This window comes from Amycolatopsis sp. NPDC043885, from assembly GCF_056435685.1.
In genome coordinates, this window is sequence record NZ_JBWKEA010000002.1 from 257,935 (window position 1) to 275,674 (window position 17,740).

At 68.7% G+C, this 17,740-nt stretch carries 14 protein-coding genes; 1 reads left to right on the forward strand and 13 read right to left on the reverse strand.

The window, feature by feature from the left end; translation table 11 throughout:
- Window positions 1-31: 31 nt before the first annotated feature.
- The 12 genes from AC069I_RS10890 to AC069I_RS10945 all read right to left on the reverse strand — a co-directional run bounded on the left by AC069I_RS10890 (window position 32) and on the right by AC069I_RS10945 (window position 11,361).
- Window positions 32-691, reverse strand: a complete 660-nt coding sequence (locus AC069I_RS10890) for a hypothetical protein (RefSeq protein WP_478265296.1) — start codon at window positions 689-691, stop codon at window positions 32-34.
- 50 nt (window positions 692-741) lie between these two features.
- A complete protein-coding gene (locus tag AC069I_RS10895; RefSeq protein ID WP_478265297.1) occupies window positions 742-1,308 on the reverse strand; it encodes a hypothetical protein in 567 nt (188 codons plus the stop codon).
- On the reverse strand, window positions 1,305-1,808 hold the full coding sequence (locus AC069I_RS10900) for a hypothetical protein (protein WP_478265298.1): 504 nt from the start codon (window positions 1,806-1,808) through the stop codon (window positions 1,305-1,307). The genes AC069I_RS10895 and AC069I_RS10900 overlap by 4 nt, the downstream gene beginning before the upstream one ends.
- On the reverse strand, window positions 1,793-2,986 hold the full coding sequence (locus AC069I_RS10905; protein WP_478231575.1) for an MCE family protein: 1,194 nt from the start codon (window positions 2,984-2,986) through the stop codon (window positions 1,793-1,795). The genes AC069I_RS10900 and AC069I_RS10905 overlap by 16 nt, the downstream gene beginning before the upstream one ends.
- Window positions 2,986-4,041: an MCE family protein gene (locus tag AC069I_RS10910; protein WP_478265299.1), complete on the reverse strand. Its 1,056-nt coding sequence runs from the start codon at window positions 4,039-4,041 to the stop codon at window positions 2,986-2,988. Before AC069I_RS10910 ends, AC069I_RS10905 begins: the two co-directional genes overlap by 1 nt.
- A complete protein-coding gene (locus tag AC069I_RS10915; protein ID WP_478265300.1) occupies window positions 4,041-5,033 on the reverse strand; it encodes an MCE family protein in 993 nt (330 codons plus the stop codon). The genes AC069I_RS10910 and AC069I_RS10915 overlap by 1 nt, the downstream gene beginning before the upstream one ends.
- Window positions 5,030-6,019: an MCE family protein gene (locus AC069I_RS10920; RefSeq protein WP_478231573.1), complete on the reverse strand. Its 990-nt coding sequence runs from the start codon at window positions 6,017-6,019 to the stop codon at window positions 5,030-5,032. The genes AC069I_RS10915 and AC069I_RS10920 overlap by 4 nt, the downstream gene beginning before the upstream one ends.
- On the reverse strand, window positions 6,016-7,023 hold the full coding sequence (locus tag AC069I_RS10925) for an MCE family protein (protein ID WP_478225731.1): 1,008 nt from the start codon (window positions 7,021-7,023) through the stop codon (window positions 6,016-6,018). Before AC069I_RS10925 ends, AC069I_RS10920 begins: the two co-directional genes overlap by 4 nt.
- A complete protein-coding gene (locus AC069I_RS10930; protein WP_478225730.1) occupies window positions 7,020-8,279 on the reverse strand; it encodes an MCE family protein in 1,260 nt (419 codons plus the stop codon). The genes AC069I_RS10925 and AC069I_RS10930 overlap by 4 nt, the downstream gene beginning before the upstream one ends.
- Window positions 8,276-9,127 (reverse strand): MlaE family ABC transporter permease, encoded by an 852-nt coding sequence (locus tag AC069I_RS10935; RefSeq protein ID WP_478265301.1) that lies wholly within the window; start codon window positions 9,125-9,127, stop codon window positions 8,276-8,278. Before AC069I_RS10935 ends, AC069I_RS10930 begins: the two co-directional genes overlap by 4 nt.
- Window positions 9,127-9,921 (reverse strand): MlaE family ABC transporter permease, encoded by a 795-nt coding sequence (locus AC069I_RS10940; RefSeq protein ID WP_020630757.1) that lies wholly within the window; start codon window positions 9,919-9,921, stop codon window positions 9,127-9,129. Before AC069I_RS10940 ends, AC069I_RS10935 begins: the two co-directional genes overlap by 1 nt.
- 444 nt (window positions 9,922-10,365) lie before the next feature.
- The gene (locus tag AC069I_RS10945) at window positions 10,366-11,361 is read right to left on the reverse strand and encodes an LLM class flavin-dependent oxidoreductase (RefSeq protein WP_340683375.1); all 996 of its coding nucleotides are present in this window, start codon (window positions 11,359-11,361) and stop codon (window positions 10,366-10,368) included.
- A gap of 165 nt (window positions 11,362-11,526) precedes the next feature.
- Here AC069I_RS10945 and AC069I_RS10950 point away from each other — a divergent pair, with 165 nt between their 5' ends.
- Window positions 11,527-15,342 (forward strand): nSTAND1 domain-containing NTPase, encoded by a 3,816-nt coding sequence (locus AC069I_RS10950; protein WP_478265302.1) that lies wholly within the window; start codon window positions 11,527-11,529, stop codon window positions 15,340-15,342.
- A gap of 258 nt (window positions 15,343-15,600) precedes the next feature.
- Here AC069I_RS10950 and AC069I_RS10955 read toward each other — a convergent pair whose 3' ends face one another.
- Entirely contained in the window at window positions 15,601-17,715 is a 2,115-nt protein-coding gene (locus tag AC069I_RS10955) for a HelD family protein (RefSeq protein ID WP_478225727.1), read from the reverse strand.
- Between the last annotated feature and the right edge of the window lie 25 nt (window positions 17,716-17,740).

Sequence of the window (17,740 nt, forward strand, 5' to 3'; positions counted from 1 at the left end):
GGCCTTCACGGACTGCAGGCCTCGACGGGTGTCAGGACAGGTTGGACTTCATGCTCAGGTCGATCGTGTTGTCGGGACCGGAGATCAACGCCCCCAGCGCGAGGTCGTTGATGAAGCAGTCCTTGAACTCGGGGATGGTGAACGTCCCCGAAGACGGGATGGTCGGCGCGAACAGGTCGACGTTCTTCGACACCAGGGTCAGGTCGAGCGGTTTGACGGTCTTGCAGGCGTTCGGCACCGTCGGGAGCGGGATGACCGGCCAGAACAGGCCGACCACGATGTTGTCGATCAGCATGTTCGCCTGAGAGTGGGTGGTCAGGTCGCCGTTGGCGAGCGTGCCGGTGACCGGGCCGGTCGGCTCGATCCGCACACGGGCCTTGATCTTGAAGACACCCGAGACCAGTGAGATGTTGGCCGTCGAGGGCGGCAGGGAAAGGTTTCCGCGGATGCCGACGTTGTCACCGTCGATGACCAGGGCGCCGTCGAGCTGGCCGGGGCCGAGATCGAGGGTGCCGCCGGTCTTCTTCACCGTGGTCTTCCCGGTGACGGTGTAGGACACCGGGATCTCCACCGGATCGTCCGCGAGGGCGGGGGTCGCGGCGAGGCTGCCCGCCACGGCGAGCGCGGACGTGAGCGCGACGACCGTGCCGAGACGGCGACGGGCTGATTTAGGGCGCGTTCGACCGAACATGGGATTCTCCTCGTTTTCTCTCCTGGTTTACAAAGCGGACGAATGAGGGATCACCGGGGGACGAGATCGGTGATGACCCAGTTGTCGCCTTCACGTTCCGCGGTGATCGAAAGCTGCGCCGCGGCCGCTGTCGAAGAATTGTTGTCGGCCCGGGTGGCCGCTTGATCGAGGAATACCAGCAACCTCGCTTTACCGTCGCCGAGTTCCTGGACGGCGGATGAGGAGACGCGGGTGGTGAGAACGAGTTTCTGCGCCGGAGCCTTTTCCCTGACCTGGGCGAACAACTGGTTGTAGGACTCCAGCGCCTTGCCTCTGAGCACTGACGCGGCCGCCTTTTCGGTGGCGTCGGTCCGGTCGTAGGAATAGGAGAAGATCTTGTCGAGCGCCACGGTCACCGCGGAGTTCACCTCGGCGGTCGCGCCGACGTCGGTGAGCGCGGTGTTGGCCGCCGACGGCGCCGCCGAGATCGACTTCGCCTCCAGCGTGAACCACACCCCGGCCGCGACCAGCACGGCCGCCGCCACCAGCAGGATCAGCGGCAGCTTCGACCGGCGTGATGGCGTCTCGGTGACCTCTTCTTCGACGACCTCGGTTTCGGTGTCGGCCGTGGCGGTCATCGCGCACCCACCGGCAGCTGGTCGAGCGCGCTGAGCTTCCAGCCCTCGCCCGTCCTGGTCAGCCCGGCGGCGAACCGGTTGCGCTTCGTCGTCGGCGCCGCGCCCTCCTTCGCCATCGTGATCTCCACCGACGCCAGCATCTTGGCCGTTCCCGCGTGGTCGTCCAGTTCGCTGATCGCCGCGTCGAGCACCTTGCCCGTCGAGACGGTCGCGTCCTGGGTGAGCGTCCGTTTCGTCGCGTCGTCGGCCTTGCCCAGCTGCTCGCGCAGCGGGCCGGTGGACGCGGCGAGCCAGTCGGCGATGCCCTGGTCGACGCGGTGGTGGTCGAGGCTCGTGAGCCGGGCGACGAGTTCACGCCCGGACTTCAGCGCTTCGTCGCGCGAGTTGCCGTAGGACACGGCCTCGGAACCCGTCGCGGTGAACCAGGTGTACCCGGCCCATCCCGCGAACGCGCAGGCCGCGGCGAACACGGCGATCGCGATCTTCAGTTGCGCAGCCACAACATCTCCTCGAGGCTGGTGGACGTCGGCTGGCCGTCGGCGCCGAAGCCGCCGGGGATCGCGGCGGGCGGGACACCGCCCTTCGGCGCGTTCTGCGAGCCTCGGACCGAACTCGCGTTGCCCTTTTCGAGCGTGCACGCGGCACCGGTGTTGAACGGCAGCGCCGAGAGTTCCGCGCTGCTGCGGACCTTCGTGCCCCCGTAGCCCTTGGCGCACGGCATCGGGTCGAAGAACGTCAGGACCAGCCCGATCTTCCCGGACTGCTCGTCGACGGCGGCGTCGACCGCGGACACCGCCTTCGGGGTGTTGATCAGGAGCTGCCGGAGGCCGTCGGTGCGGGCGGAGAACACGTGCGAGGTGGTGAGCAGGTTCGCCAGCAGGATCGGCAGGCCCGGTTCGTTGTCCCGCAGCAGCCCGGAGAGCTGGGTCGCCGCGTCGGGCGCCGTCGCGATCAGCCGCCGCAGGTCACCGTCCGAACGGGACAGTTGCTCGGCGAACTGCTTGGCGTTGCCGCTGAACTGCCGCCACGCCTGCGACGAGTCGACTTGCGTCTTCAGCACGGTCGAGCCGTCGGTGATCAGCTTCTCCGTCTGCGGCAGGTGGTTCGCGGCCTGTTTGGTGAAGTCGGTGGTGGAGTCCAGCAGCACCTGCAGGTTCGCGCCGGAACCGCGCAGGGCGTTGTCGAGTTCGTCGACCACGGTTCGCAGGTCCTCGGTCGGCACGGACGCGGTCAGCGAGTCGAGGTCGGTCAGCAGATGCTGCACCGGCAGTGGAACGGCCGTCGCCTCACGCGGGATGACCGAACCTTCGGCGAGGTACGGCCCGTCGCCGGTCCGCGGCTGGAGGTCGACGAACTGCTCGCCCACCGCGGACCGGTTCGCCACGACCGCCCGCGAGTTCGCGGGGATCGGGGGCGCGTCGTCGTCGATCACCAGGTCCGCTTCCATGCCACCGTCGGTGAGCCGCAGTTCGCCGACCCGGCCGACGGCGACGCCCCGATAGGTCACCTCGCCGTTGGTGAACAGGCCCCCGCCGTCGGTCAGCGAAAGCTTCACGGTGTACCCGCCCGCCCCGAAGAGCCGGCCGAGGCCCGCGTAACTGGCCCCGACGAACGCCGTCGTCGCCAGCGCGAGGATGACGAACGCGATCACCTGGATCCGGACACGGGTGGTGAGCATCAGCTACCTCCGGAGGACGGCAGCGGCAAGGTCGGGAGCCCCGGCGGAACCCCTTCGCCAGGGGGCGGGAGTTCGACACCCGGCGCGGGGATCACCGAGGCGTACACGTTCAGGTAATCGCCCTTGATGCCGTCGCGGACGGCGTCGGTGAACGGGAACGTCGGCAGGATCTCCAGCGACTTGGGCAGGCTCTCGCCGGCGTCGGCCAGCCGCTTGAGGATCGGCGCGAGCGCGGTGAGGTCCGCGACGAGATCGGCCCGGCTCTTCTTGATCACGTCGACACCGACGCCGGAGAGCCGGTCCAGTGACTGCAGCATCGAGACGAGCTGGGTGCGCTGGTCGGAAAGGCTCTGGAGGCCGGGGGTGAGATCGGTGAGCGCGCCCTCGACCTGCGTCTTCCGGTTCGCCAGCGTCGTGGAGAGCCGGTTGAGCCCGTCGAGCGCGGAGGTGATGTCGGAGCGGTGCGTGTCCAGGTTGGACACCAGCTGTTCCACAGTGGACAAGAACGAGCGGATCTCCTCCTCGTTGCCGTCCATCACCTTCGACAACTCCCGGTTGATGGTCTGCAACTGGCCGATCCCGCCGCCGTTGAGCAGCAGCGACAGCGCGCCGAAGATCTCCTCGAATTCCGGGTTGCGGTTCGTGCTCGCGACCGGGATCACCGCGCCCTCGCCCAGCCTGCCCTCGGCCTTCGCCGCGCTCGGGGCCAGTTCGATGAACTTCTCGCCGAGCAGGCTGGACTGGCGCAGCCGCGCGATGGCGTTGGCGGGCAGGTGGACGTCGCCGTTGACCGCCAGGACGGTCTCGGCCGTCCAGCCGTCTTCACCGAGCTTGATGGTCTCGACCCGGCCGACCGGGACGTCGCCGACCTTCACCGCGGCCTGGGGGACCAGGTCGAGGACGTCGGCGAACTGCACGGTCACCCGGTACGGATGGTCGCCGATGTCCGCGCCGCCGGGGAGCGGCAGGTCGTAGACGCCCTTGAAATCCGAGGAACAGGCGGTGAGCGCGACACAGCACGCGGCGAGCGCGGCGATCTTCCGTTTCGCGGCCATCAGCGCCCCCCGGTGTAGGTGTCGCCGGTGACCGGCAGCGGGAGCGGGAGGTATTCGAGCATGTTGCCGCGGCTCTGCAGCTTGCCGGTCTTCGGGTCGACGGCTTCGAGCACGTTCGTCACCGCAAGCGGGATCGTGTCGAGGGTTTCGGCCAGCGCGGCGCGCTTGTCGACCAGTGTCCCGGTTGTCACCGTGAGCTTGTCCACATTGGACTTGATCAGCGCGCGGTTGTCCTTGATGAACTGCTGGATCTCCGCCAGCGCGCCGCCGAGACCGTTGAGCGCGCGGGCGAGCTCGTCCTTGTTCCGGGCGAGCGTGCCGGTCACCGAGGCGAGCTGCTTGTTGACCTCGCTGACGTTCCGGTCGTTGGTGGCCAGCATCGAGGTGAACCGCTGCAGTTCGTCGATGGTGGCGAACAGGTTCTGCGAGTTCCCGGAGAGGGTCCTGGCGAGGTCGGCGAAGTTGCGCACCGACTCGTTGAACGGCTTGCCGTTGCCCTGGAGGTTCTTCGCGCCGGTGCGCAGGAGTTCCGAAAGCGCGCCGTCGGCGTTCGCGCCGTTGGGGCCGAGGGCCTTGGCGAGGGTGTCGAGGCTGGAGTAGAGCTGGTCGAGTTCCACCGGCGTTCCGGTGCGCTCGACCGGGATCACCGCGCCGTCGTCCAGCCGGTTCCCGGCGCGGGTGAGCTTGGTGAACTGGACGTAGCGGTCGGCCACCACGCTCGGCGCCACGACCAGGACGTTCGTATCGGCGGCGATCGGGGTCGACCCGTCGACGGTCAGGACGACCTTCACCCGTTCCCCTTCCGGGTCCACCGATTCGACCTGGCCGACGCGGACGCCGAGTACCCGCACGTCCGATCCGCTGTAGACGCCGACGGCGCGCGAGAAGTACACGGTGACGCGGTCGAGCCCGGTGCCGGAGAAGATCCACCAGAGCCCGCCGACGACGGCCAGCGCGAGCACGAGCGCGAGGGTGACGAATCTGCTGATCACCGGCCACCTCCCGGGATCGGCGGGGTGCAGGGATCCCGGTTCTCCGGGATGAGCCCGCACAGGTAGCCGTCCACCCAGCGTCCGTTGCCGAGCGAGTTGTTCACCACGCGGAAGTACGGCGCGGCGAGTTCGAGGCTCTTGGCGAGATTGTCGTTCTGCCGCTGCAGGATGTCGGTCACCTCTCCGAGCTGGCTGAGCGCTCCGCCGAGCTGGTCCTTGTTGTCCTTCACCAGTCCCGAAAGCTGGACGGCGAGGTCCTGCGAACCGGTCAGCAGGTCGTGGATCGCCTGCCGCCGGTTGTCCAGTTCGGTCAGCAGCAGGTTGCCGTCCGAAAGGAGTTTGGCGAAGTCGTCGTTCGAGTTCGCGAGCGTGGTGGTGAGGCCGTGCGCGTTGGACAGCAGGCTGGCGAGCTCGTTGTCCCTGGAGGACACGGTCTTCGACAGCGATGTCAGCCCTTCGAGCGCCTTCTTGATGTGCGCGGGCGAGTTCTTGAACGTGTCGCTGAGTGTCGTGAAGCTCTCCGCGAGCTGATCGGTGTCGATGGCGCCCGCGGTGTCGGCCAGCCCGTTGAACGCCTCGGTGACGTCGTACGGTGTCACGGTCCTGGTGCGCGGGATGACCTGCTTCGGGTTCTGCACCGACTCGCCGGTCGGGCGCAGGGCGAGGAACTTCCTGCCCAGCAGGGTCTTGATCTTGATCTCGGCGGCGGTCCTGTCGCCGATCCAGGCGTCCTTGACCCGGAAGCTGACCACGACGTGATCTTCGGCGAGCCGGACGTCGCTCACCTCGCCGACCTTGATCCCGGCGATGCGGACTTCGTCGTCCGCCTGCAACCCGGCGGCTTCGGAGAATTCGGCCTGATAGGTGGTTCCGGAGCCGATGATCGGGAGGTTCTCGTAGTTGAGCGTCGCGGTCAGCAGCGCGGCCGCGACGGCGCTGCCGACGAGACCGATGACGATCGGGTTCCGCTCCTTGAAGGGTTTCACGACGTGCACCTCTCCGCCGTCGCCGGGACCCCGCGCGGAGGCTTGGTCTGCAGGACGGCCGAGCACAGGTAGAAGTTCATCCAGGATCCGTAGGAGCCGATCCGCCCCAGGTCGTTCAGCTTCCCCGGGAGAACGGTGAGGAAGCGGTCGACCTCGGCCTTGCCGGTCTCCGTCGTCAGCTGACCGGCGAGCAGGCCCAGCCCTTCGATGCTGTCCTTGAGCGGTTTCCTGCCCTGTTCGAGCAGACCGGCCGTGGCGGTGGTGAGATCCGCCAGCCCGGAGACGGCTTCCCCGATCTCGGTGCGGTCACCGGCGAGCCCCGCCACCAGCTCCTTCAGCGTGGAGACCAAAGTGGACAGTGCGTCGCCCTTGCCGTTGATGCTCTTCAGCACCGTGTCCAGGTTCGTGATCACGTCGCCGATCACCTTGTCGCGGCCGGCGAGCGTGGTGGTCAGCGAACCGGTGTGCGCCAGCAGGCTTTCCACCGTGCCGCCTTCACCCTGCAGCACCTGGACGATCTCGCCGGAGAGCTGGTTGACGTCCTTGGGCGACAAGGCCTGGAACAGCGGTTTGAAGCCGTTGAACAGCTCCGTGAGATCCAGCGCGGGCGTCGTGCGCTCCAGGGGGATCTCCGCACCGGGCTCCAGTAGCTCGCGCGTGCCCTTGCCGCGTTCGAGCGCGATGTAGCGCTGGCCGACCATGTTGCGGTACTTGATCACCGCGGTCACGTCGGCGGGCAGCGTGCGCTGGGAGTCGAGGGAGAACCGGACGCGGGCCAGGCTGTGGTCGGCGATCTCGAGTTCCTCGATCTGGCCGACGCGGACCCCGGAGATCCGGACGTCGTCGCCGACGTTCAGTGACGTCGCGTCGAGGAACTTGGCGCTGTAGGTCTTCGTGTCACCGAGGCCGGTGTTCGTGATGGACACGGCCAGCAGCACCGTGGCCAGCGTCGTGACGACGACGAAGATCAGCCCCTTGATCAGCGGGCTCACGAAGTTCCTCATCGCAGGGTCACCTCCGTGCCCCGGTAGAGCGGGCCGACGAGCACGCTGCCCCAGGCGGGGACCTGGTTGGCCGGGACGCCGATCGAGGGGGCGACCAGCGTGGAGATCAGTTCCCGTTCCTGCGGCGAGTTCGCCAGGCCGAGGTCGCCCTGCGCGCCGAGCGTCGGAACGGTGTCGATCGCTTCGATCCCTTGGCTCATCAGGCCGTTCGACGGGTAGCAGCGCGGTTCACCGGTGGCGTCGTAGACCGGATCGTCCTTGCCGGGAACGTATTTGGCCCGGGGCTGGCTGACGGTGATCTCCGCGTGCAGGCCGGGTTCGTCGGTGCCGGCGCCCAGCACCTTGTCCATCTGCGGCTTCAGTTTGGCGAGCGCGTCCAGCGTGCAGGCGAAACTGGGCGAGTACTTCGCGGCGACCTCCAGTGGTGCGCGGCTGTCGGCGGCGAGCGCGATGATGTTGGCGCGGTTGTTGGCGAGGAACGTCGTGACCCGCTGGGAGGACGACGTCACCTGCTGGTACACCGACGCCAGTTCGGCACGTTTCTCCTCGACCGTGTCGAGCGTGACGGCCGAGGCGCTCAGCGCGTCGAGCAGATCCGGCGCGATGTCGCCGTACAGCTTGGAAACTTCCGCGAGGTCACGGATGTTGTCGTTCAGCTTCGGCAGGTTCGGGTTGAAGTCCTTCAGGTAGGCGGCCGCGGTGGCGAGCGTGTCGCCGATCTGGTCGCCGCGGCCTTCCAGCGCGGTGGCGACGGTGGTCAGCGTGGTCGCGAGCTTCTGCGGCTGGACCGCCTTGAGCAGGGGCAGCAGATTGTCGAAGACCCGCTCCAGCTCGATCGCGTTGGCCGAACGGTCCTGGCTGATCACGTCGCCGGAGGCGAGCGGTCCCGCCGTCGAACCGTCCGGAATGGACAGTTGCACGTACCGCTCACCGAACAGCGTCTTCGGCACGAGCAGCGCGGACACGTTCTTGGGCAGTTTCGAGACCTTGCCGGGTTCCATGGCCAGGTCGATCTCCGCGCCGCCCGGCGTCGCGCGGACGTCACGGATCTCGCCGACCACCACGCCACGGGCCTTGACCTGCCCGCCCGTGCGCAACTGGTTGCCGACGCGGTCCGCCTGCAGCGTCACCGGCACGGATTCGACGAAATCCTTCCGGTAGATCTTGATCGACAGCAGCACGAGGGCGGACATCACCACGAGGAACAGCACCCCGGCCGTCCTGACCCCGGCTTTGCGCAGCCCGCGCCGGCTCATCCGGCCACCTGCACCGTCGTGGTCGCGCCCCAGATCGCGAGGCTGAGGAAGAAGTCCAGCACGCTGACCGCCACGATCGCCGTCCGCACGCCGCGGCCGACGGCGACGCCGACGCCCGCCGGCCCGCCACTCGCGCGGAAGCCGTAGTAACAGTGGGCGAGCACGATCACGACGCTGAACACCAGTACCTTGCCGAACGACCAGAGCACGTCACCCGGTGGCAGGAACAGCAGGAAGTAGTGGTCGTAGGTGCCCGCGGACTGGCCGTAGAACCAGACGGTGATCTGGCGTGACGCGAGATACGAGGTCAGCAGGCCGATCGCGTACAACGGGATGACCGCGAGGAAACCCGCGATGATCCGGGTGGTCACCAGGTACGGGACGCTGGGGATGCCCATCACTTCCAGCGCGTCGATCTCCTCGGAGATCCGCATGGCGCCCAGTTGCGCGGTGAAACCGCAGCCGACGGTGGCCGACAACGCCAGTCCGGCCACGAGCGGCGCGATCTCGCGGGTGTTGAAGTACGCGGAGACGAACCCGGCGAACGCCGACGTGCCGACCTGGTTGAGCGCCGAGTAACCCTGGAGCCCGACGACCGTGCCGGTGAACACGGTCATCCCGATCATCACGCCGATCGTGCCGCCGATGACCGCGAGCGCGCCGCTGCCGAAGCTGACTTCGGCCAGCAGGCGGGTGATCTCGCGGAGGTAGCGGCGCACCGCGCGTGGCACCCAGGCGAGTGCCTTGAGGAAAAAGAGGATCTGGTCGCCGAGCGTGTCCAAGAACCCGAACCGGCGATCGACCGCCTCGCGGGCCCGCGTCGCGCGGGTGGGTGTCGTCGTGACCATCAGCTGCCCTTCGCCGGGACGAGCTGCAGGTAAAGCGTCGTCAGCACGAGGTTCAACAGGAACAGGAGCAGGAACGTGATGACCACGGATTGGTTCACCGCGTCACCGACGCCTTTCGGGCCGCCTTTCGGATTGAGTCCGCGATAAGAGGCGACGATCGCCGCGACGAAACCGAAGATGACCGCCTTGATCTCGCTGATCCAGAGGTCCGGAAGCTGCGCGAGAGCGGAGAAACTGGCCAGATACGCACCCGGTGTCCCGTTCTGCATGATGACGTTGAAGAAATAGCCGCCGAGGACGCCGACCACGCTGACCATTCCGTTGAGGAATGCGGCGACCCCCATCGCGGCGAGCACCCGCGGCACGATCAGGCGCTGGATGGGGGAGACCCCGAGCACCTCCATCGCGTCGATCTCCTCGCGGATCGTGCGGGAGCCGAGGTCCGCGCACATCGCCGAGCCGCCGGCGCCCGCGATCAGCAACGCGGTCACGATCGGGCTGGCCTGCTGGATGATCGCCAGCACACTGGCCGCGCCGGTGAAGGACTGCGCGCCGATCTGCGCGGTCAGCGAACCGATGTGCAGCGCGATCACCGCGCCGAACGGGATCGCGACCAGCGCCGTCGGCAGGATCGACACACTCGCGATGAACCAGAACTGCTGGATCAGCTCGCGCGCCTGGAACGGCCGCCGGAAGGTCAGGCGGACGACGTCGAGGCCGAGTGAGTAGAGCCTGCCGGTCTCCCGGATCGCACCCGCGCCGGGGAATGAGGGTGCGTTAGTCCGGACGCCCACGCCGACCCTCCCGTTTTCCGGGCACGGCGAATACACCCCAGCTTGCGCAATTCCTTTGCTCCGAATGGCGGAACGGAATCGTTGAACAGTATCAACGGGGTGTTACCGTGCTGTTTGCTACTGGTCGGTACGCTAATCACGCGCCTGCCTGGTGACAAGAACTTCGGTGTGATCAAGACGTCACGTCCTGGTAACCGGAGAATTCTTGTTCCTTTTTGACAAAGGCGGGCTCGGGCCTTGTCCGTTCTTTCGTGTCCGGTGGCGCCCTGGTCCATTCGTGGCGCGGCGGCGGCTCTCGATCGATCCTCGAGGTCGGCGGCGACCGGTGCTGCCTCGCGCGCACTGGCAGGGCGGCTGCGCACCCACGTGTCGCTTGTCCGTGAAGGCCTCCTTGCTGCCTACCCTCAAGGTAGGCAAGGAGGCCTTCACGGCGAGACAGAAGCCTCAGCGCGCCAGTTCGGAGACCAGCTCGTACGACCGCACCCGGTCCGCCTGGTCGTGCACCATGGTCGTGATCATCAGCTCGTTCGCGCCCGTGTCGGCCAGCAGGGTCTCGAGTCCCTTGTGGACCGTCTCGGGCGAGCCGATGATGCTGCTCGCGGCCCGGTCCTCGATGAACACGCGCTCGATGTCGGTGTACGGGTAGGCCGCGGCCTCTTCCGGCGTCGGCAGCGGAATGGGGCGGCCCTTGCGCAGGCTGAGGAACGTCAGGCCGCTGGGGGCGGCGAGGTACTGGGCGCGCTCGTCGGTCTCGGCGGCCACCACGGAGACGCCGAGCATCACGTACGGCTCGTCGAGGACGTCCGACGGTTTGAACGAGTCGCGGTAGAGCGCCACGGCGGGGAGCGTGTTCTCGGCGCTGAAGTGGTGCGCGAACGAGAACGGCAGGCCCAGTTCGCCCGCCATCCGCGCGCTGAAGCCGCTCGACCCGAGCAGCCACACCGGCGGCTTGTTGCCTTCGGCGGTGACGGCGTTGACGGCGCGCTGGTCGGAGTGCTCGAAGTAGGCCAGCAACTCCGCGAACTGCTGCGGGAAGTTCTCCGCGGTGAGCCCGCCGGGGCCGCGCAGCGCCAGGGCGGTCCGCTGGTCGGTGCCCGGGGCGCGCCCGATGCCGAGGTCGATCCGGCCGGGGTGGAACGCCTCCAGGGTGCCGAACTGCTCGGCCACCACCAGCGGCGCGTGGTTCGGCAGCATGACCCCGCCGGAGCCGACCCGGATGCGTTCGGTGGCGGCCGCGACCTGGCCGATCATCACGGCGGTCGCGGAGCTCGCGATACCGGGCATGTTGTGGTGCTCGGCGAGCCAGTACCGGTGGTAACCGAGGGCTTCGGTCCGGCGCGCGAGGTCGAGAGTGTTGCGCAGCGCGTCCGCGACACCGCCTCCGGCCACGACGGGCGAGAGGTCGAGCACGGACAGCGGGATGTCAGGCAAGGAGGTCACGCGTCGGTACAACGCCGCGGACCCGCGATCCCTTCCCGCACCTGTCGGTCGATCGAAATTAACCGACTCGATGTACCCGGTACGCGGCGGAGTCCTCCTGTTTCCAGGGTACGGTTGCCCCCTAATACGAGCGTGGGAAAACCACTGAAAAGAAAGGATTAAAGGGTGCCGCGTCCGGAACGACCGTTGGACCCCGGGAACGATCCGTTGCTGGGGTTCGCCGCCGATCTCCGGCGTCTGCGGGAGAAGGCCGGGAATCCGACGTACCGGGAGCTGGGCAGGCGCGCCCACTACTCCGCCGGCACCCTCTCCGAGGCCGCCGGCGGGAAGAAGATGCCCAGCTTGGCGGTCACGTTGGCCTATGTCCGGGCGTGCGACGGCCCCGAGGAGGAGTGGGAGGCCCGATGGCACGACGTGACCGAGCGGACGCGTGCCGGAGTCGGTGATTCACCGATTGTCCCGGCGAATGGGGAATCGGTCCCTTATATCGGTCTGGCCGCATTCGGGCCGGAGGACGCGAGCCGATTCTTCGGGCGCGAACGACTTGTCGAAAAACTCGTCAGCAGGCTTTCGGGTCAACGATTCTTGGCCGTTCTGGGTGCTTCGGGTTCGGGTAAGTCGTCCTTGCTCAGGGCAGGCCTCCTTCCCGCGCTCGCCGAGACCTCCGTCACCCTGCTGATGACCCCGGGTTCACGGCCGTTGCAGGAGTGCGCCGTCCAGTTCGGCGCCGCGCTCGGGCTCGCACCCGGCGGGCTGCTCACCGAGTTCACCGACCATCCCCGCAACCTCGGCCTCGCCGCCCGTCAGCTGGTCGCCGACCGCGAGGGCGACGTCGTGCTGGTCGTCGACCAGTTCGAAGAGGTCTTCACCCTCTGCCAGGACGCAGACGAACGGACGGCGTTCCTGTCGGCGCTGCTTACCGCGACGACCGAGCCGGAGAGCCGGGCCAGGGTCGTCCTCGGCATCCGCACCGACTTCTACACCCACTGCGCGCGGCATCCCGAGCTGGTCGAGGCCATGCAGGACGCGCAGATCCTCGTCGGCCCGATGAGCACCGAGGAGCTGCGGCAGGCCATCTCGCGGCCGGCGATCGACGCCGGGTACCGCGTCGAGAACGCGCTGGTCTCACGGCTCGTCGCCGACGCGACCGGGCAGCCCGGTGTGTTGCCGCTGCTCTCCCACGCACTGCTGGAGACCTGGCGCCGCCGTCATGGCAACACCCTCACCCTCACCGGCTACGAGTCCACCGGCGGGATCGAACGGTCGGTCGCGCAGACCTCCGAGCACACCTTCACCGCGCTGACCGAACACCAGCAGCGGCTGGCGAACCAGATCTTCCTGCGGATGACCGCGCTCGGTGAAGGCACCGAGGACACCAAACGCCGCATCACCCGCGACGAGGTGGACGCCGACGACCCGGACGTCGCCGTCGTGCTGGACAGGCTGGCGTCTTCGCGGCTGGTCACGCTCGACGACAACGGCATCGAGATCGCGCACGAGGCGCTGATCCGGGGCTGGCCGCGCCTGCGCGAGTGGCTCGCCGAGGACCGTGAAGGCCTGCGTGTGCACCGCCAGCTCACCGAGGCGACCGACGCTTGGGAGTCCGTCGGCCGCGACGACGGCTGGCTCTACCGCGGCGCGCGGCTGGCCATCGCCAGGGAGTGGGCGGGGGAGCACGACAGCGCGCTTTCCCAGCGTGAGCGCCGGTTCCTCGAGGCGAGCGTCGCGATCGAGAACCACGAGCAGGCTGTCGCCCGGCGCCGCACCCGGCGGCTGCGTCAGCTGGTCGCGCTCCTGGCCGTGCTGCTCGTGCTGGCGACGGCGGCGATGGTGTACGCGGTGCGCGCCGAGCAGACCGCGACCAGCCAGCGCAACAGCGCGCTCGCGCAGAAGGTCGCCGGGCAGGCCATCGAGATGCGGACGACGAATCCGGCGCTGGCCGCGCAGCTCGCGCTGGCGGCGTACCGCGTCGATCCGAGCGTGGACACCCGCGGCAGCGTGCTCGGGATGTTCGAGTCGCCCTACTCGACCAGGGTCCGCGGGCACGGCCACCGCGTCAACGCGACCGCCCTGCGCGGCGACGGCCAGGTGATGGTCACCGGCAGCTGGGACCAGACGGCCAAGCTGTGGGACATCAAGGATCCCCACCGCCCGAACGAGCTGGCCACGCTCTCCGGGCACACCGCCAACGTCAACTCGGTGTCCTTCAGCGCCGACGGCGCGACGGTCGCGACGGCGGGCTGGGACAAGACCGCGCGACTGTGGAACGTCGCCGAACCGGCGAAACCCGGGCCGGGCGTACTGGTGGGGGAGCATCCGAGCCGGGTCAACGCGGTGGCGTTCAGCCCGAAGGCGGCGGTGCTCGCCACCGCGGACGGCGATGGCACGGTGCGCCTGTTCAACGTCCACGATCCCGCGAAACCGGTGCTCGCGGCCACCCTCACCGGGCACACCGGCAACGTCAACGGTCTCGCCTACGCCCCCGACGGGCGGACGCTCGTCTCGACCGGCGCCGACAAGACCGCGCGGTTGTGGGACGTCGCCGACCCGCTCAAGGCCAGGCCACTCGGCGTGGTGAGCGGGCACACCGCGGGTATCCACTCCGCGGCGTTCAGCCCGGACGGCCGGACGCTCGCCACCGCGAGCATCGACCAGACCGCGCGCCTGTGGAACGTCGCCGATCCGATGGCGCCGTCACCGCTGGGGACGACGGCCGCGCACAAGACCATCGTGCGGTCCGTGGCGTTCAGCCCCGACGGGACGACGCTGGCCACGACCGGTTTCGACCGCGCCGCGCGGTTGTGGGACATCGCCGATCCGGCGAAGCCGCGCGAGAAGCCGGCGCTCGTCGGGCATACCGCGGCCGTGGTCTGGGCGGTGTTCTCCCCGGACGGCCGCACGCTGGTGACGGCGAGCGACGACCAGACGGTACGGATGTGGGATCTGCCGGGTCCCGCGATCAGCGGTCCCGCGAGGTCGGCGTGCCGGGCGGTGTTCAGCTCCGACGGGAAGCTGCTGGCCACCGGCAGCCAGGACGGCGTGGTGCGCCTGGTCGACGTCTCCGACACCCGGAATCCGCGTGAGGTGGGCAAGGTCGCGGGCTTCGGCCAGGGCGTCTGCGGTCTCGCCTTCAGTCCGGACGGGCGGACGCTCGCCGCCGGCTCCTGGGACCACACCATGCGGCTGATCGACGTCACCGACCCGCGCAAGCCGGTCGACACCGGCGTCTTCTACCGCCCGTCGGACGAGATCGACCCCGTCGCGTTCAGTCCGGACGGCCGGACGCTCGCGACCGCGGGCAGCGGGCACACCGTGAAGCTGTGGGACGTCGCCGACATCCGGCGGCCGGTCGAACTCGCGACCCTCACCGGACACGAGGACGACGTCCATTCGATCGCGTTCAGCCCGGACGGCCGCATCCTGCTCAGCGGTGGCTGGGACCACACCGCCCGGCTGTGGGACGTCTCGATGGCGAAGGCGCCGAAGTCGCTTTCGGTATTGAAGGGGCACTCCGACACGGTGTTCTCGGTCGCCTACAGCCCGGACGGCAAACTCGCCGCGACCGGGAGCGCCGATCGCACCGGCAGGCTGTGGGACGTGACGAATCCGGCTGCCCCGCGGGAGGCGGCGCTGCTGGCCGGGCACACCGACAACGTCATCTCGGTCGCCTTCAGCGGGGGCGGGAAGACCTTCGCGACCGGCAGCTACGACCGGTCCGTGCGACTATGGGACGTCTCCGATCCGGGAGCCGTCCGCGAATCGGCGAACCTGACCGACGACGTCGACCGGGTCAACGCCGTGGCGTTCGCCCCCGACGGGCACACTCTCGCGGGCTCGGTCGCGGACGGCAGCGTGCGGTTGTGGGAGACCAGCCCCGAACGGGCCGCCGAACGCATCTGCGCGACCGTGTACCCGCGGATCACGGCGGAAGAGTGGGAACAACACCTGCCGGGGCTCGATTACCGGCCTCCGTGCCCGTGACCACGGCCGATTCGTTGTTCGGCGTTGTTGTTCGGTGAGATCGCCGTGACACCGAACAACGAACAGGCGCTAGAAATACCCCTGGACGTGCGATGCGTCCCCACATCGTTCACTCACCGGGGGTCTGAAGGGCTCCTTCAGGGCATTCACCAGTGTCCTGAAGGAGCCCTTCAGCTTTTTCGCGCGCGCGTTTAGTCCTCTGGATGCGGTAGTTGCACGCGCAACTACCGCATCCAGAGGACTAAACGCGTGAGGGGGTCAGGCGGCCGGGATCCAGTCCGGGTTCGAGGCCAGGACGGTCAGCTGCTGGGTCGCGCGGGTCAGCGCGACGTACAGCACCCGGCGTCCGGTGGTCGACTCCGTGATGAGGTCGTTGGGCTCCACCAGGACGACGGCGTCGTACTCGAGGCCCTTGGAGTCGAGGCTGCCGACGACCTTGAGCCGCTCGTCCGACAGCCCGTCGAGCCAGCCCTCGACCTCGGGCACCCGGTCCATGGCGGTGATCACGCCGACGGTGCCTTCGACGACACCCAGCATTTCCTTCACCGCGGTCTGCGTCGCCGCCTCCAGCCCGGCGGCCTCGACGGGCCGGACCTCCGGCGTGATACCGGTCTGCCGCACCGCGCGCGGGAGCTCGTCGGCCTCCGCGTGCCCGGCGACGACCTTCGCGGCCAGGTCGAAGATCTCCGCCGAGTTCCGGTAGTTGGTGCGCAGGGTGAACCGGCGCCGCGTCGTCTTGAGCCCGAAGGCCTGGTCCCGCGCCATCGCGGCCTCGGCCGGATCCGGCCACGAACTCTGCACCGGGTCGCCGACCACGGTCCAGCTCGCGTACTTGCCGCGCCGCCCGACCATCCGCCACTGCATCGGCGAGAGGTCCTGCGACTCGTCGACGACCACGTGCGAGTACTCGTCGTAGTGCTCGGGCCGGGTCGGGGCGCCGCCGCGTTCCGGGTTGACCTCGACGTTCTGGCGGGTCCGGCGGCTCTTGGGCGGCGGGCCGATCAGGACGCGCAGCTCGTCGAGGAGCGCGACGTCCGCGATGGTCCAGCCGCGCGAGCGATCGGCGAAATCGGCCGCGAGCATGCTGATCTCGCCGCGGTTGAGCAGGCCTTTCGCCGCGGACGCGAGCCGCTTCTCGTCGCCGAGCCACCGCAGGATCTGCGCCGGGTACAGGATCGGCCACCAGACCACCAGGAACCGGTGGAATTCGATGCGCTCACCGAGTTCGGTGATCAGCTCGGCCTTGTCGATCTGACGGCCGTCGTCCTTCGCGTGCTGCTCGGCCTTCGCGGCGAGCGCGTCGAGCAGTAGTTCGGCGGCGCGGATCCGCGACCGGTTCGGCGGCCCGCCCGCGGTGTGCACCTTGCGGCGAACCTTGTCGAGCTCGCGCGCGTTGAGCCGCAGCACCTCGCCGCGGTAGACGATCTTCATGTCCTCCGGCGCGGCTTCCGGCGTGTCCCGCAGCGCGCGCAGCAGGATCTTGCGCATCCGCAGCGATCCCTTGATCGCCGCAAGCGGCGCCGGGTCCTGGCGGGTCGCTTCGAGACCGTCGAGGACCTCGCCGAGCGCGCGCAGTTCGACGTTCGTCTCACCCATCGACGGCAGCACCCGCGAGATGTAGCTGGTGAACACCCCGGACGGGCCGATCACCAGCACGCCCGCGCCGCCGAGCTGGCGCCGGTGGCGGTAGAGCAGGTACGCCGCGCGGTGCAGCGCGACCGCGGTCTTGCCGGTGCCGGGGCCGCCGGTGATCTCCGTGACCCCGCGCCACGGCGCCCGGATGACCTCGTCCTGCTCCTTCTGGATGGTGGCGACGATGTCCCGCATCTTCTCGCCACGCGACCGCCCGAGCGCGGCCATCAACGCGCCTTCGCCGACGATCTGCATGCCGTCGGGGACCGCGTCCGCGATCAGGACGTCGTCGTCGACGTCGAGCACGGTCTGGCCGGAGCACCGGATCACCCGGCGCCGGACGACGTCCATCGGCTCCTCGGCCGTCGCCTGGTAGAACGCCGCGGCCGCGGGCGCGCGCCAGTCGGTGACGAGGTTGTCGAACTCGGCGTCGCGGATGCCGAGGCGGCCCACGTAGATGTGGTCGTTGTCGAGGTGGTCGAGCCTGCCGAACACCAGCCCCTCGTACTCCGCGTCGAGGGTCTGGAGGGTCTGATTGGCGTGGTACACCATCATGTCCCGTTCGAACAGCATGGACGCCTGCTCGAAGATGGCTTCCCGCCCGGCGCCATGGCCGATCTCATAGCCCTTGGTACGCATGGCCTCAGCCTGGGCTCGCAATTCGGCGAGCCGGGTGTAGACGGTGTCCACATGGGCTTGCTCGATGGCGATCTCGGCCCGTCTGACCCGAGGTTCGGACACGCAACGCTCCTAAACGCTTCTATCG